The 15387-nt window shown below is 65.5% G+C and carries 17 protein-coding genes and 2 tRNA genes; 14 read left to right on the top strand and 5 right to left on the bottom strand.

Annotated features, from left to right (window positions below; translation table 11 throughout):
* Positions 1-64 precede the first annotated feature (64 nt).
* Positions 65-412: a hypothetical protein gene (locus AMA02S_RS03170; protein WP_067451161.1), complete on the top strand. Its 348-nt coding sequence runs from the start codon at positions 65-67 to the stop codon at positions 410-412.
* A gap of 151 nt (positions 413-563) precedes the next feature.
* The gene (locus AMA02S_RS03165; RefSeq protein WP_218004823.1) at positions 564-1283 is read left to right on the top strand and encodes a hypothetical protein; all 720 of its coding nucleotides are present in this window, start codon (positions 564-566) and stop codon (positions 1281-1283) included.
* 155 nt (positions 1284-1438) lie between these two features.
* On the opposite strand, the gene AMA02S_RS03160 is transcribed toward AMA02S_RS03165, so the two are convergent.
* A complete protein-coding gene (locus AMA02S_RS03160; RefSeq protein ID WP_157430343.1) occupies positions 1439-1612 on the bottom strand; it encodes a hypothetical protein in 174 nt (57 codons plus the stop codon).
* A 405-nt stretch (positions 1613-2017) separates the two neighbouring features.
* Here AMA02S_RS03160 and AMA02S_RS03155 point away from each other — a divergent pair, with 405 nt between their 5' ends.
* The 4 genes from AMA02S_RS03155 (at position 2018) to AMA02S_RS03140 (ending at position 4186) form a co-directional block, all read left to right on the top strand.
* Positions 2018-2227, top strand: a complete 210-nt coding sequence (locus AMA02S_RS03155; protein ID WP_169806763.1) for a transposase family protein — start codon at positions 2018-2020, stop codon at positions 2225-2227.
* 224 nt (positions 2228-2451) lie between these two features.
* Entirely contained in the window at positions 2452-2838 is a 387-nt protein-coding gene (locus tag AMA02S_RS03150) for a hypothetical protein (protein ID WP_157430342.1), read from the top strand.
* A 514-nt stretch (positions 2839-3352) separates the two neighbouring features.
* Positions 3353-3655 (top strand): DUF6247 family protein, encoded by a 303-nt coding sequence (locus AMA02S_RS44885; protein ID WP_067451147.1) that lies wholly within the window; start codon positions 3353-3355, stop codon positions 3653-3655.
* Between the two features lie 255 nt (positions 3656-3910).
* Positions 3911-4186 (top strand): tyrosine-type recombinase/integrase, encoded by a 276-nt coding sequence (locus tag AMA02S_RS03140; RefSeq protein ID WP_067451144.1) that lies wholly within the window; start codon positions 3911-3913, stop codon positions 4184-4186.
* A gap of 6 nt (positions 4187-4192) precedes the next feature.
* Here AMA02S_RS03140 and AMA02S_RS03135 read toward each other — a convergent pair.
* Positions 4193-4265: transfer RNA gene (locus tag AMA02S_RS03135), tRNA-Arg, on the bottom strand.
* A gap of 213 nt (positions 4266-4478) precedes the next feature.
* On the opposite strand from AMA02S_RS03135, the gene AMA02S_RS03130 reads away from it, so the two are divergent.
* Positions 4479-4694, top strand: a complete 216-nt coding sequence (locus AMA02S_RS03130) for a hypothetical protein (protein ID WP_067451141.1) — start codon at positions 4479-4481, stop codon at positions 4692-4694.
* 296 nt (positions 4695-4990) lie between these two features.
* Positions 4991-5128, top strand: coding sequence for a hypothetical protein (locus AMA02S_RS41295; protein WP_157430341.1), 138 nt, complete (start codon positions 4991-4993; stop codon positions 5126-5128).
* A gap of 105 nt (positions 5129-5233) precedes the next feature.
* Here AMA02S_RS41295 and AMA02S_RS03120 read toward each other — a convergent pair whose 3' ends face one another.
* Positions 5234-5998, bottom strand: a complete 765-nt coding sequence (locus AMA02S_RS03120; protein ID WP_157430340.1) for a hypothetical protein — start codon at positions 5996-5998, stop codon at positions 5234-5236.
* Between the two features lie 403 nt (positions 5999-6401).
* On the opposite strand from AMA02S_RS03120, the gene AMA02S_RS03115 reads away from it, so the two are divergent.
* The 5 genes from AMA02S_RS03115 to AMA02S_RS03095 all read left to right on the top strand — a co-directional run bounded on the left by AMA02S_RS03115 (position 6402) and on the right by AMA02S_RS03095 (position 11063).
* Positions 6402-6821, top strand: a complete 420-nt coding sequence (locus AMA02S_RS03115; protein ID WP_067451133.1) for a hypothetical protein — start codon at positions 6402-6404, stop codon at positions 6819-6821.
* Positions 6822-6942: 121 nt separating this feature from the next.
* Positions 6943-7032 (top strand) — tRNA-Ser (locus AMA02S_RS03110).
* Between the two features lie 733 nt (positions 7033-7765).
* Positions 7766-8992 (top strand): hypothetical protein, encoded by a 1227-nt coding sequence (locus tag AMA02S_RS03105; RefSeq protein ID WP_067451130.1) that lies wholly within the window; start codon positions 7766-7768, stop codon positions 8990-8992.
* A gap of 323 nt (positions 8993-9315) precedes the next feature.
* Positions 9316-9822, top strand: coding sequence for an RNA polymerase sigma factor (locus AMA02S_RS03100; protein WP_067451127.1), 507 nt, complete (start codon positions 9316-9318; stop codon positions 9820-9822).
* Positions 9819-11063: a hypothetical protein gene (locus tag AMA02S_RS03095; RefSeq protein ID WP_067451124.1), complete on the top strand. Its 1245-nt coding sequence runs from the start codon at positions 9819-9821 to the stop codon at positions 11061-11063. Before AMA02S_RS03100 ends, AMA02S_RS03095 begins: the two co-directional genes overlap by 4 nt.
* A gap of 588 nt (positions 11064-11651) precedes the next feature.
* On the opposite strand, the gene AMA02S_RS03090 is transcribed toward AMA02S_RS03095, so the two are convergent.
* Positions 11652-12401, bottom strand: coding sequence for an alpha/beta fold hydrolase (locus AMA02S_RS03090; protein WP_084264472.1), 750 nt, complete (start codon positions 12399-12401; stop codon positions 11652-11654).
* 89 nt (positions 12402-12490) lie between these two features.
* Entirely contained in the window at positions 12491-13441 is a 951-nt protein-coding gene (locus AMA02S_RS39845) for a TauD/TfdA family dioxygenase (protein WP_157430339.1), read from the bottom strand.
* Positions 13442-13626: 185 nt separating this feature from the next.
* Between AMA02S_RS39845 and AMA02S_RS03085 the strand changes: the two genes are divergently transcribed.
* Positions 13627-15315 (top strand): hypothetical protein, encoded by a 1689-nt coding sequence (locus tag AMA02S_RS03085; RefSeq protein ID WP_157430338.1) that lies wholly within the window; start codon positions 13627-13629, stop codon positions 15313-15315.
* The last annotated feature ends 72 nt before the right edge of the window (positions 15316-15387 follow it).

Here is a 15387-nt window from a genome sequence, read left to right as displayed (position 1 = left end):
GCTAGCGTCTATCAAGATGACGCGACGTTATCTGAGATGACGTTACCGAGCAAGGGAGCCACCCATGGCAGGACGCAAGACGATCATCGGTATCACTGGGAGTGCCATCCTGGCGGCCACGACCCTCACCACAACGCTTCCCGCCACCACCGCGCACGCCGCCACGCCCACCCGGAGCGCCTGCGAGTTCGCGACCTACCAGTACGTGTTCACGGGCCAGGACGGCACCTGGCGCGACGTCCCCGGCGGGAACGTCGGCGGCTACCTGTACAACGGCGACCTGGTAAACAGCGGATTCGCCCCCTCCAACACCGGCTGGATTCAGGGCAACATCTACACCTCCAACGGTACCTACAAGGGCACGGGCTATGTACTCCGCGGCTACCTGAGCTACCTGCGTAGCTGGTGCTGATCGCCCACGGCCGTACGACTCACACGCGCACCGCGACCGGGTTGGGCCGCCCTAAAGCCACATCTTCACAACGCGGCAGTCGATTGCGCACCATCTCCGGCAGACCCCGACCTTCCGACGGCCCCTGTGGCCATGTGATCTCGGGAGAACAATGCGTACCAGACTTCTAGGCACATTGATCCTCACCGGCGGAGTCACCGCTGCCGCCATCACCGGCGCGGTGGCACTGGACGCCCCAGGCGACACCCGTAACGCGCAGGCATCCGCCGCCTCCCAGGTACAAGCGGCCAAGCGGCAGCAGAACCTCTTCCTTCGATACGTCACCGCAGGACCCTGCACCGTCTACCTCAACTATCCAAAGTCCAAGGTCAAGGGCAACGGCCATCCGCTGACGGTTCCGGCCGGCCAGCAGATCATCTGGCGCTACAACATCGACGCGAAGCGGGCGATGATCTCGATCCCGGCCCGGGCGCACAACTACCCCTGGTGGGGCGTCACCGACCGCTCCTGCATCGGCAAGTCCATCCGGCAATGGCTGATCAGAGAAAAGACCGCCAAGGGCTGGAAGGTCGTCAAGCGCTATCCGGCCGGCCGCCCCATCCCGAATCGGATCAAGCAAGGCCGCAGCAACCAGGCTGACGGCTGGCGCAAGGTCTATTTCCCCGAGACCTCGGCCCGCATCGTCGCCCGCCACCAGCAGACGCACCGCAACGCGACGCTACGCGACCGGCACAACTTCGTCATCGGCAACGTCCCCGCGAACTGGCACGTCAACGTCAGCTCGGCGTACCGCTCCGGCAGGCACTGGGTGAAGGTGTACGTCCCCAACGCCAAGCGCTGGGGCTACATCGAATCCTCCGTCCTGCACTGACCTCTGCTGCCAACACCCACGGTGGGCTCGTGCCAGCACCACACCGCCGCTGGCACGGGCCCACCGCCACATATGCCTCAAGTCAACCACGCACCCCACGGACGGATTCGCCGGCAACAGACCAGGGATGGGATTAATCATTCTTCCGAATTCACCTACGCGCGCGGGCACGGCCGGTCAGAATGCACCCGGTCGCAGGCGATGAGCGTTCCGTCCAGCACCAGCAGGTGCAGCCCGTCCTTGCGCAACGCCCCGTCGACTTCGGTGACCGCGCTGACCACAGAGCCCACCGCTTCCTCGACGTAGCGCCAGGCCCTGTTCGTCGACACCTCGAGACCCGCACCGAGTTCGGTGCACGTCTGCCTCAAAGAAGGAGGACGGGCTTGATCCGTCCTCGGACACCATCGGCCTTTCCACGGTGGCCAGTCGAGTCCGGGTCGAGATCGCTCTCAACCCAGACTTTTTCGCGTTCGGGACAATGAGGCGATCTCAACCTGGGTCCGCAGTTCGCGGGCTGGTTGCGGCCCGCGTGGTGTGAGCGACAACAACAGCGCTCCTGGTAGATCGGCATCTGCGACGATCTTGACCATCAGGAGTTCCGATGCTGTTCTAACGCGCCGCGCTCGATCTGTCTCGCTCGGCCCGCACCTTCGTGGCCGATCTGATCCGCGAGCATCGGCTCCGGGTGGGATCACGGTGGCGGCGGCTGCCGCCCGGCCGCCAGCGCACCGCTGGTGCTGGTGCACCTGCGCCGCAACGAGACCTTCGCCGGCCTGGCGGCGTTCGATATCGGTGCCGCGACCGCGCATCGCTACGTCACCGAGGTGCTCGAACTGCTCGCCGAACTCGCTCCCGACCTGCGGCAAGCCATGCGGATCGCGCAGCACAAGGCTTATGTCATCCTGGACGGCACGCTGGTGGCCACCCGACCGGTTGTCAGGTGAGAACGACCGGCTGTACTCCTCGGGCAGAGGTCGCTGAGCGGGCCGCGCGGGAGTAGGCGCACCTGACCCCGGACTGGGCGGCCCTCATCGGCTCGGTTCCGGTGGTCCCCCCGGCTGCCTGACCGGCCCGGCTCCCTTTCGCTCCTGCGGCTTGGCGTGAGCCCTGATCACGCCACGTCCCTACCCGCTCCATGCCCGAAACCCGCTCCATTGGAGGCTGCCCGATGACTTCCCGCTCCCCTTCCCTGGCCTGGCCCCGTCCCCGCCCTCGGTTCGCCGTCGTTGCGTCCCCGTCCCGCTCGTCCCGGTCGTCGCGGGTGTCGTCCTGGCACGTGTGGCCGGTCGGAGTCCAGTGGGACGAGTTCCGCGCCCTGCACATCGCTCGCTGCCAGTGCTGCGCCGAGTCGCTCGCCTCGTCCCGGGCTGGCGAGGCCGACGACTGGGCCGATGCGCACCGCTGTGACCCGGAACTGCTCCCCGCGTTCGCTGTGGCAGCTCTGCACGAGCATCGGGCGACACAGGAGGACGAGCAGGACACGGCACGGCTGTGGGAGGACGAGGGCCTCGTCTTCGCGACCACGATCGGAACGGTCGAACCCCTAACCTTCTGATCCGTAGATTCCCAAATGATCAACGAATCCGTTCGAATCAGTCCGCACGCTGGATCGTCGCTTGCCGCTTGTCCGGAGTAGTTCGCCACGATCCGAGATCATCCATCCGCGTGGCTCCCACCGTGGCTCCCGGGAGCCATCACAACGACCGACTTGCGAAGCCGATCACGGCCCCCAACCTCTGACAACCTGCCCGACCCGCACCCCCCAGGACGTTCGCCCCGCAAGCGACTGTGGCCCCTTGGCACCCTTCATCGCCCACCCGACAGGCTTTCGGTCCTGCCAGGATCCGTACGGGTTCCCTACTGTGGCCTGCACGTTCGCGAACCCCCCGTCTCCCACGACCCCAATCGTTCCGGACGTGTCCCAAGTCCTGAACCTGGGAGTCTTGCTGTGCTGACCAGCAGGAATCGACACCGAGCCTGAGCCGTAGACTCACCTCTAGTTGCAGCTAGTTGCAGTGAGCGTGCCACGACAAGCCGCTAGAAGAACATCAGACACCTGAGGGGGCACCATGACGGCTGAGCCGATCGACCATGGTCCGCTCGACCCTGACGACATCCTCCGTCGGCTGCCCGCCAGCGAACGTGATCGGTTCATCCGGGACTACAGGAGCGCCCTCGACGCCGCTCACGAACTCTGGCGCTACCGGCAGCTTCAAGACGTCCTTCGTCTGTGGCACATGCGGGCTGTGGCCTATGCTCATCCCGACTTCGCAGAACGAGCGGAACAGGCTCGGCAAGGTTCGGGGGTCGAGTTCGTGCCGGCGGATGAGGCGCTCCCAGGGTGGGCAGAGCGCGGGGACGGCGCTCGTTGAGCCATCGCGTCGTGCTCCACACGACAGCCCTTGCCCAGATCGGCGGCCTGCCAGCGACGCCTTCGATGCCTTGGTCTCGGCGCTCGCACACGTCTCCGAGCAGCCTTGGGATGCCATGCCCATGCACGCCGCTGAACCGGAGTTTCGGCAGACCGTGTTCGGCGGCTTGGGGCTGGTCTCGTTCTATGTCGATGACACGGCCGAGATCCTCCGCGTCTTCGACATCACCTGGACTGGCTCACGACCGCGTTCGCAGTGCGCCGAGAGCAACCCGCCGTCCTTCACGACCTGCGCCACATCCACGCGACAACGCTTCTCCTGGCGGGCGTCCGCGTCCACGTGGTGGCGGCGCGGCTCGGGCACGCTGACCCATCCATCACGCTCCGGGTCTACGCCCACGTGATCAATCAGCAGCTCGTGGCGGCAGCCGAGATCTTCGCCAACGAGTGGAGGATGTGGCCTAGCTCAGAGGCGCTGTTAGCAGACCCGTTAGCAAAAGCCCCCTTGCTGAAGATCGCAAGGGGGCTTTGACCTGTGCGCACCCGAAGGGATTCGAACCCCTAACCTTCTGATCCGTAGTCAGATGCTCTATCCGTTGAGCTACGGGTGCCTACCCTCCTGGCTCTCACCAGGAGTTTTACCAACGGGCCGAGAGTCTAGCAGCTCGCACGTAGGTGATTGAGCTTATGATTCCTCGGCCCGATGCCCTCTCCAGTGTAGGGCACTAGCGCCCGTGGCCCGTCCCGGGAGGACCCCTCCATGGCTACCTCCGACAACATCCGGGGGGCGTGCCCGATACCGGCGCGCCGGCGACAGGATTGAGGTGGCGGGACGGATCGGCGGCACGATCGCGATCGGCGGTGGAACCACCGTTCCCGCCGTCATGCCCGTCGGCGTCCGCCCGGCGACAGTGGTCAGCGCAACCGTCGACATGAGCTCGACCACCACCGGAACGGATCTTGCGCATCGACATCAGTTTCGACGACTCCATCGCCGCATCACCTGGCTCGGCCCTGACTGCGTGGCCAACCGCGTCTGATGGCCGCCTGGAGGTATGAGTTCGCCGACTCACCGACCGGCCGATCGCCGCCCTCGCCTTGACCAGCGTGACATTCGACCGGCGGATTGTTCAGGCGGGCAGGCTCAAGCGGCGTCCCTGACGCTCCTCCAGGTACGTAGCCACCCGGAGATCGTCCGGGACGGGGACTTCGGCTGCCAAGACTGAGAATGCGGTGAAGGCCGTCCAGGCGTAGGGCGGCACAACGTGGACGAGGAGGTCGGCCCGAAGACCGGGCCGATCCTCCTGCGCGTCCACCAGGCGAGGAGGACCTGACCGTGTACGCCTACCTGATCCGCACCCTCCTCCCGCTGCTCGACGGCGTGTGGGGAAGCGCGGCCCCCACGAACGCCCGCCCTCTGCTCCGGCAGGGGCGGGCGTTCGCGTCATCCCCGTTGATGCGCCGCCGGGCGTAGGCGAGCTGGATGGAATAGCCGCGGCCCTCGTCGATGCCTTCGCGGTCGGCCCTCAACGCGATCAACGGTTCAAGCGGCAGGCTGAAGGTGATGTGGGCGGACTGCTTAGCCGCCGGATCGCCAGGCGTTCAGGAACGGCCACTTGACATCGAGGTTCACGAGTTCCAGAACCTGGCCCCGGTCGTTGACGATGAGGCGTTCGTTGCCCTTGTAGTAGCTGGTCTTGGTGGTGTTCCTCTCGATTTCGACCGAGACGTCATCAAGGTCGCTTCGGAAGCGCTCGGGGAGGTACGGGAGACCGGAGAGCGGGGAACCAGGGATCGTGAAGTTCTGGTCGAAGAAGAACCCCATGTTCCCGCCCCGTACGGCCATGTGGAAGATCCGGGACGTCTCGCGGGGTGAGTTGTTGTAGTCGCTGATGCCGTCGTAGGGGGTGGGGATCGCGAAGGGACCGGTGGCGGGGCCGGTGTCCTCGAAGACGATCGCCTGGGTGCCCTTGGTGAAGGTGTACCGCGGGCGGAACGCGGGGCCACCGAAAGCGGCCCCCGCGGCGTCGATGTCGTGGGTGAACTGCTCGGGCAGGAACGGCCATTTATCCCGGATCCGCGCCGGACCCTGGATGATGCCGGAGTCGTTATACACCACGAAGGTGTCGCCGATGAACGCGATGTGTTTCCACACGTTCCGCTCGTTTACCGTGGTGACAGCGTCGAAATTGCGCAGCCCCGCTACGGACGCACTGGCCCGGTGCGCGGTGGACGGGGAGGACGCCGCCGCGGACGCGGGCATGGCTCCTGCACTCGTCACGACCGCGGCGGCGAGCAGTGCCGTCCACCGCCATCGCCGGGACCCTGCTTGCTCCTCGCGCATTTTCCACTCCGTTCTTCCCCGTGGATCCGCTTGGGGTTCGCCAGCCGTGATCTTCGCTCTGCATTCGCCCGAGGACCACGCGGTGGATGAAGGGGAAGAGGAAACACCTTCTGAGCCCGGAGTAAGGATGCTCAGGAGGGCCATTGTCTGGTGAACGTAGGTGTCGAAGCGTTCCGTCGATGCGGCGACGCTGATCGAGGCGGCGCCGACCTCGGCGAGGTCGAGCCCTGTCCCCGCTCTCTGGACCTCATCGCGAATCGATCGGACACCGGCACGATATGAAGTGTGACCTGGGTCACGGAACCGTTCGTGGCGAGATGGCGCCAAAGGGGTAATCGAGACGGATGTGACCTGCGGGGTCTACTCTCGTCCGAAGTCCCAAACCCCCTGAAGGAGAACCCCCATGCGCATGTCTGCCACCAAGCTGGTCGGCGTCCTCGCCATAGGTGGCGCGATGCTCGCTTCCACGGCCTGCGGGCCGATCGACTCCGTTACCGGCGGAGGCAAGAAGAACACCGCCTGCAAGAACATCGAGACGGAGCTGCGGAACATCGCGTCGGGCGGTGTGTCGAGCGGGTCTGCGGGGAACGCGCAGAAGTTCTCCGACGCGGCCACCAAGATCCGCGCCGAGGGGCAGAACGCCGGCGGCGATGTCGAGAGCGCCGCGACCAAGTTCGCGGGCGACCTGGACGACACCGCCGCCACGCTGCGGCGTCTCAGCTCTGGCAACCTGTCCGGCGGCTCGCCCGACTTCACTGCGATGCAGCGGCACGGCAACGAGCTCGGCAAGGCGTGCGGCTACTCCGGCTTCCGCCTGGGCTGACGCGCGCGGCACTCCGCTCCCGCGGCCCCGGGGGCGGAACGTCATCATTCGGACTATGCTGCTGTGACCTCGGCCAGGCTTTGCCGGTTGGCGCGCTGAACCGGTACCCTGTGCTGAGCCTGGAGGATTCGCCTAGTCCGGTCTATGGCGCCGCACTGCTAATGCGGTTTGGGTTTACCGCCCATCCGGGGTTCAAATCCCCGATCCTCCGCCTCTACCAGGGGTTCCACATGATCTGCTGTGGGACCCCTGGTGCTTTCATCGCCTCCGGTTTCAGTTTTGGCTGCAGTTCAGCCCTTTCCGGCGCCGCAGAGTCCGCTCGCGTCCCGAACCTGTGGCAGCACCTGGACATGCCGATCGGTGCTCGTCATCCGAGCGTGTCGGAGGATTGTCCGGATGATTCAGATGAGCACACCTTGGGCCCTCTGGCAGGGCGGTCTGGCGGGCATCATGCAGGTGGCCTCTGGTGCCCCGATCTCCTCGGGAACGCCTTCCACGTCCTCTGATCCCGGTCCCCTCGTGCCGGCGAAGATCAGGCGTCAGGCTGTCGCCAGCCCCGGTTCTTCTCGCCTGCTGCGTGAGGGTGGGGACGAGTTGGTCGCGGGTGATGGTGCGCCCGCGGTCAGAGCGGGTCTTCGATGACGACGCCCTAGTTGCACGGCACGGCGGCGTTCAAGATGGGTGTGCGAGCGGGGGGGACCTCCTCTCCGTCGCTGACATGTGGGTGGAGTCCTGTTGACCAGGATGGATGCGAGAGCGCATCCCGATGGCCAAATCGCGGCCCGCGCCTGTTCGGTCAGTATTGGCGAGCGTGTTTGCCCAGGACGGGCGGGTGCCGTGGATGGCATGGGGTCGGTTGCTCTCTGCATAGTGCCCATGCGCACCCGCGTGTTTGCCCTTTCGCTTCTGGTCCCCGGGTTCCGCGGCCTTGTAGAAAGAGGATCATGCGCAACCCCCAGATGGCGGCCCGGTCCGATGTCGAGTCGGAGCGCCTGGCGGCCCGTGCTCAGACGGTCGAGCGGTCGGAGGCTCCCCGGCGTGCGGTGGAGGAGGGGTCTCCGCTGGGAATTCTGGGGCTGCAGGGGACCGCCGGTAACGCCGCTGTGGTTCAGATGCTGCAGAGGAGCAACGGGTGTTCCGCCCAGGACCATCAGCATCACCATGACGGGCCGTTGCAGGTCCAGCGTTACAACGGCCAGCGCGGCAGCCGGGCGAGGCCCGTTTCCCCGATGGCCGCTGCGCGCTTGAGAATGGCCGAGGACGCCATCGCCCACGTTAAGCATTACATTCCGAACGCCGGAAACCAGATGCAGGGGCTCAAACGCTCAGACTACAACTCGCGTATGCGTTCGGCAGGCGTCGAGAACGATGGATTCTGGGACTTCAGTTCCCTCCCCCCGGGTTTCACGCGCAATGACGTCAGGGCGGCGAAGGTATACCATTCGAACGGCGGGGTCTGTCAGGACTACGGTCTTGCAGCCTTTTACTACCTTCGAGAGAAGGGACCGACAGGGCAACCTGTCCGGCTGGTAGGTATTCGTGGCGAGGACCATGCCCTGGTGATCATCGGCGCGAACAACGAGCCCGACTCGGAATGGATCGCGGTCGATCCCTGGACGCCACGATCCAGAGGTGTGCTGTGGATAGATCACTTTGCCTACACCCCGGACAGGAGCGCCGTGATGCCGCAGATGGCGGCGGTCACGGACGGTAGCAACGTGGCGTCGTACGTGGCAGGCCTGATCCGCTTGAACCGGGCCGGGCGGTACGTGGTGGAGTGGGACCTCAATCGAATCGGCGCCAACCCGGACATCATCCTCGACAAGATGGAGGGGCACGGCTTCGAGATAGACCGCAACACCTCACTCACACACCGCATACAACAGGTCTTGGCCCACCGAAGAGGGATTTTCGCAAATCCCCAATGGAACCCCTCAACCGCCATTACGTGGAGTGAAGACAAACTCTGGTTGTGGTGCCTTTGGATGGTCAACCCCAATGTAATCGCCCAGACCATGCGGCGGGGTTATAGGGGCGAAGAAACAATCGAAGATGCCGCGGGAACCGGCTGGACCGGTGAGCCTGGTGGCGTGGAGATATGGACTCAGGACGCCACCTCAAGGTTGAGCCCCGACTATTATGAGCGCGATGATTACACGTCCCCTCGGTGAGAGCGGTACGTGGACGGCGTTGAATCTGGCGCGCTGCTCAAGCCATGCCTGAGTCTGGGGACGATTCGGAGGGCGTGAAGCGCAACTCCCCGACTGGGCGGCTTGGTTGGCGTTCGGTCAGCGCCGCGCAGGGCGGGGCGGGCTGTCGGCTAGTGGAGTGCGACGCCGCGGCCCCATCGGCGTGAGGCGGTTCGGCCGCCGTGTTCGTCGCACAAGGTCGGTCGAGCGGCGTCCGGTGAAAGACCCTTGAGATGGACTCAGCATTCAGTCGGCTGGCGCGTCTCTGAAGTGTGGGACCCGAATCCGCGCCCGGTGGGCGCACCATGAAGGGCATCGTGACCACGCCGCCGCCGACGCTCAGCGATCTGTACCGCACCCATGCCGCGGGACTGATGCGGTTGGCCGCGCTGATGGTCGGCGACCCGGTGACGGCCGAGGATGTGGTGCAGGACGCCTTCCTCGGGCTGCATCGCAAGTGGGCGCGGCTGCATGATCCGGCGGCCGCGCTGACCTATGTGCGCTCGGCGGTGCTCAACAGATGCCGCTCGGTGCTACGCCGACGCGCTGTCGCCGCACGGTTCGGGCACGCCTATGAGCCGCCGGTGTGGTCGGCGGAGTCGGTGGCCCTGATCGGGGAGGAGCGCCGGGAGTTGCTGGCCGCGGTGGCCGCGCTGCCGCGGCGGCAGCGGGAGGTGTTAGCGCTGCGCTACTTCTGCGAACTGCCCGAGAACGAGATCGCTCGCATTCTGGGGATCTCCCGCGGGACGGTGTCATCGACCGCCTCCCGTGCGATGTCGACGCTGGCCCGAACGTTGGGGGAGGAGCAATGAAGACCGTGCCGCCGCTGGAGGAGCGGTTGCGGGACGCGTACCGGGCGGCCGCCGACGCCTGGTGCCCGAGTACCGCGCCGCCGCTGCGTCTACCTGTCAGGGATTCCCGCCGGCACCGTGGCCTGGCTCCGCTGGCCGCTGTCATCTGCGTCATCGTGATCGCGGTCGCCGCCATCGCGGTCGACAAGGTGCAGCAGCGTCCCGCGCGGCCGGCCGGTACCCCCTCCCCCGTCCCGACGTCGCCGGGAACTCCTACTCGTGGACCGCTTCCGGCGCGTCCGGACGGGCCTCGCTTCATGGCCGTCGCCGACCTCGACCACAACGAGATCCGGATACGCGACACCGGCAGTGGTATCGTCACCGCGCGTCTCGCCCCGCCCCGTGGCGGCACGTTCGAGGACGTGGCGGTGGCGGGTGACGACCGGACGTTCATCGTGACCACCCGTGCCGCAAGTCCGAGCGGCGGTCCGACGCCGATCTCGGTCCACCGGCTGAGGCTGTCCGAGGATGGCACCGTGAAGGAGTTCGTCTCGCTGCCCCGGCTCGGGTACACCACCGAGCTCGCTGACGCGGACATGGCGGTGAGCCCGGACGGCACCAAGATCGCCTTCGTGGTGTACCGGGCGCACCCGGACAAGGAACGAACGCCCATCGAGAACACCATGATGAACATCGGCCGGATCGAGGTCGTCACCATCGCGACCGGTGAGCGCCGCGCCTGGTCCCAGCCCGATATGAGCAAGATCGGAAACCTGTCGTGGGCCGGTTCCACGCTGGCCTTCACCTTCACCCGCCTGGCCTCGGCGGCCCACAAGCCAGATTCCGGGCTCGGCATCACCACGGTGGGGCCCGTGCAGATCCGCACGCTGGACACCGATAAGCCTGGCGGCAGTCTGCTGGCAGGAACAGTCCTGGTCAGCCGCCCGGAGAGCCCCGAAGTGGCCTGGCTGCGCCCCGACGGGCAGTCGCTGATCACCAATGCGGGCCATCCGGCCACGCTGAGCGAGTACTCGACGCGGACCGGCCGCCGGATCCGGGATCTCGCCAAAGCGCCCGCGAATCGCGAGGACTCCACCGGTCTGAGCGTCAGGTGGGTGGGCCTGACCGCTGACCCCACCGGCCGACACCTCCTGGCCGTGCCCTCGACGGGCCCTCTCGTGCACCTCGACCTCACCAGCCGCAGGACGGCGCCGATTCCCTCCGACGGAGGAGACCAACAGCGCGTCTTGTCGGCATGGTGAATCCTCATCGGCCCATGCATCTGGACGTCGTCCAGGACAAGTCGGCGACCCGACCGGTGCGTGGTCCCATCTGCGCCGGGCTCGTTGCAAAGCTCCAACGGCGGAACCACCACTCGCTCGGCCGGTCGGCCTACGCACCGGTCCCTCGGGGGACGCGGTCCCTATGGGCCGGCGCGGGCGGAAGGGGCGGTTTTCTTCGGGTTCCATTGTTGAGTCATCGGCCCCTGAGCACGATGAGCCGACGCCGGTCGAGTGCATAGCAGCGCGTCGAACAACACGCGTCGGCTGGCTGCCAGAGAGGCGGCGGTATCCGGCGGTGAGCCAGCCGTCACCATCCTCCGCGAGCTCGTCGACAGGTACGCGAAGCCAGAACACTAGGCGATCTTGAGCAGGCGGCGGGGCATTGGCGGGTGGAGCGCGTTCGTCAGGCGGCGGGTCCTCCGACTGCTCTGCGCCCCCACCGCCTGCGGTAGCCCATGCGGTGCTGGAGTCAGCGGCACATAGGTGCTGGTCAAGAAGATATGCGCTATGCGCGCCCAAGAGATTCTGGACCGACGGCCAGGCACACCAGGCGCCCGGCGCGCCGGCTCAGCCGGTGCTCAAAGCCTCGACGAACATGAGCCGAGAAGGCGGCGACCCCGCGAACCATTTGCCCAGCTGATGCCCGGCCTGGTCGAAGACAAGCTCCCTGAAGCTCGAACGGCGCGCGAGAGCCTCTCTGATATGCGACGTCACTTCCGGCGGGATCACGGTGTCCAGGTCCGGGCGGGCGAGCACGGCTCGGCCACGAAAATCGCCGAAGGCATGGAGCGCCCGGCTGCTCCGCCAGCTCCCCTTTTTACGGATGATGCTAGTGAAGCCAAGCCCGAACTCGGCCTCCCACGCCTCACAAGCATAGACCGCAGGAGCGCACAACCCGATGGCCGTGACGCGGGAAGAGTAGCAGGTCAGCAGATCGGCGACCGTCTGTCCGCTCATGCTGAATCCCACCAGCAGGAGTTCGTCGTCATCTTCGGTGAAGGCGTCGATGAATCCTTTAGCCTGCCCGAACCGGGACTGCAGACTTTGCGTCTTTAGATCGCCCGCGCTCTCGCCATGGCCGGTGAAGTCGAGCGCCCCTGCGCGGTAGCCGGCCGCCACGAAATCCTCCATGAGAGGTATCGCCCTGTCCTTGTCGGCGGTACCGCCACCATGCAGAAAGACTGCTACCTTGGAAGTCCTATTTGCGCCCACCGACTCATTCTTGCATTCCACGCAGCCGAGCACTTCGGCGCCGTGGCGGTAGGCGAATCTACGGATTGCCATCACTACGGTAACCTCCTGAATGCACGGGGACATCCCGTGTAATCTTACCGAGACGATACTGGGCGGCGGCCTGCAGCACTACGCCGAGCGGGGACCACGGATTCGCTAAGAAGAAATCTGCGTCATCTCGGCTCTAGCGTAGGGTAAGGGGCGAAACTGGCCAGCCCGGCTACCTCGGCAGGATCACGATAAGCGACCACCCGCAGGAGCCAACGGTCCGAGCCATCGAAACTTGCCCTGAATGCCCGACGAGCATGGCATAGTCTGTAGTTGTTGATGACGAGGATGTCACCGGCGCCATGGGTGAGATCCTGAACATTCCGCAGCAAGGCGGCGCCTAGCTTATTGAGAGCCTTTTCCGCCAAGTCGACCCCAGGTCCCTTAACCGGCGTCGTACCAACCGCGTTGAAGCGCAGGAAGGGGCGGTCCGACTCGCCCCAGATTACCGGCCCAGGCCGCAACTTATCCTCACGCCATTCCCGCTGAGCCGGGTTCGTGCGCACGATGTAGCGAGGTTCACGCAGAGGTTCCAGCCACGGGCCGACATCCTCCTTCGACAGTCCCGATACGGTCGTCGGTACCGATTGAGGATTGCGCACACAGGCGAGCATCAGATAGCTGGGGCCTCGTCGCATGAAAGCGTCTTCGGTATGCAGGTCAAACGGTTTACTTGATCCGATGCCGACGTTCTCCGATCGACCCGCTGCCGGAGAGGGCGCGATGTTGTTCACGAGCCGGCCGAGTTGCTGTGTCCGGTACCCGAACGGAGTGCCGAGCACTCCGATCATCGCGAGAGCCACCGCGTGGTATCCGAGTATCGTACGCGGAGCCTCCACCGGGTCACGCGGAGTGGCTACCGCTCCCATGACCCCTAGCGGGACCCCTCTGACAAGTAGGGCGTCCTGCTCTCGCCCTTCCCGAAAACCGACCAGTCGGCCGATGACCGAAGTGGGCAATAGTGAGACGAGTTCAGGAAGGCGTGCATACGCCTCCCCCTCACTCAGCCGTTCCACGTCGATCTCGGCGACGAGCCGTTCTAGTGATTTCCGAGCCATCGGATCGACGACGAACAAGCGCGAAAGCACGGTGTACCTCCAAGGCTGTACTCGTAGACGAACGAGCGTCGCGACCGCGCAACTCTCGGCAGAGATCGCTCCTAGATCTGCTGTGCGCCCTTCGCACCAGGCGAGGATGGCATGGTCGTCCACATGGTCCAATGGTTCTTACAGCCGCGAACCGACTGTGAGAGAATGCTTTAGTGGATCTTGAATCCGGCCGCAGGCGAGGTGGGCGCCCGGCGATAATTCGCCCGGAGATCGATCATTCACCGTCCGGTTCGCGCTCCGTCCGGCATCGCATCGCATGGCTTCTGCGGGTGAACAGGATCTTCGGCCATGAAGGTCGATGGGCCCGGGGTTCGGCGTTCGCGAAGTCGTTCCGCGGCGGTTCGTGGCCCGAGGAGGCCACGGAGGCGCGCATATCCAGGTGGGAGACCGCAGCCGTAAAGGTGCCGTACCAGGCTATCCGGCGTTATGAGGAAATGCTGGAACTGGTGCCTGGATCTCTGGTCGCGGTCGTGGACACCCTTAATCGATACGAGTATCCCCAGGCGGGGCCGTCGCTTCTCGACCGACAGATCGACGGCTTGAACGACTCGACCGAGAACCGGCTGGAGGATTTGATCGACCGCGCCTGCTCGGAAGCAGAACTGAGTGCACAGGAATGGGACGAGATGACAACGCTCATCTCTGTGATACCCGATCTCGTGCTGATACCGAAAGCCTTATGGGCTAAGATAACTCAACGTCTTCTTCTGGAGACGATCGTTTCGAGCGGGTTCGCTTGGTTGCCGAGATACGAATCCTTCAACCGGTTGATGGGGCACCCGCGCGCCCAGCACGCGGCCATCGCCGCCTGCGCGGCGCTGGCGGACGACCGAACGAACCTTATCTTCGTCGAGCCCGTATGCTCCCTAGACTCCTCGCGCCATCCGGATGCGGGACGGCACGTGCTCAAGCAGCTTCACCACCCGACCAACGACCAGGCCTTCTACGGTGCGCTCCTCGCTTGTGTCCGCAAGACGAAGTTCGGTCACTTCACTGCGGACCAGACCGGCGAACTGCTCAGCATCCTCCGGGGCACCCTCCAGGACGAGCGGGTGAAACATGAGGATGTCCGGCCCGTGGCGGTCCATCTGTTGAAACAGGTGCCCGAGGACGTCGGGCGGCCGTTCGCCGAAACACTCGCGCGCGCTGCCCAGCGGGACCGAGCGGTGCAGGATATCGTCAAATCCGGACGGCTTGCCGAGCAGCACCAAGCGAAGATCTTCATCGGACGCGTCCTCGACCACGTCGCGGCCTGCCTGCCCCGCGAGACGGACGGGTACCGGGACGAGTTGCTTCCGTCCCTGGTCAATGACCTGATTTTCCATCCGATCCTGGACATACGACTCAACGCGGGCCTGCTGATCTCGGCCACCCCCTACGCGCCGCTGCTGGCCTCAGCGCTTGCACTGCAGATCTCCGATGCGCGAACCGCGTACGCGGATGTACGGCTCTCCCGGTCGGTTCTCGGCGCCCTCCGGACCTTTGGCACGGCGAGGGAACGGACCTTGGTCGAGAGGTTCGTGCTGAGCGCCGCCCATCCCGGCGTCGCGGAGGCGGCGACGTTCGCCATCGGACACATCGGAGGCGGCAGCGACCAGCGCTTCTGGCTTCGCGCCATCACCCGCTACGCCGCACTGTACGATCGGTCGCCCACTCCCACGAACCTGAGGTGCCTGACCAACATCGTCTACGCGCTGGGCATAGCACGCAGCAACGATCTTCTGAGGGGTCTCCAGGACGGCCACCGGTCAGCCGCCGTGCGCAGCGCGGCGTCGTGGTGGTTGAACCTTCCCCGACCCATCTATGAGGGCGTGTTCGGCCACCCTGATCCACGCGGCTAGGTTCCCGCTGCGGCGAGCCGAGGAACTGCGGCGCTGGGCCACACGGGCTCAGCGTTCCGGGTTCGGGACGAG

Source organism: Actinomadura macra NBRC 14102 (genome assembly GCF_001552215.1).
Classification (GTDB): Bacteria; Actinomycetota; Actinomycetes; order Streptosporangiales; family Streptosporangiaceae; genus Spirillospora; species Spirillospora macra.
Note: the sequence above shows the minus strand (reverse complement) of the source record. Positions and strands in the feature narration are given on the sequence as shown.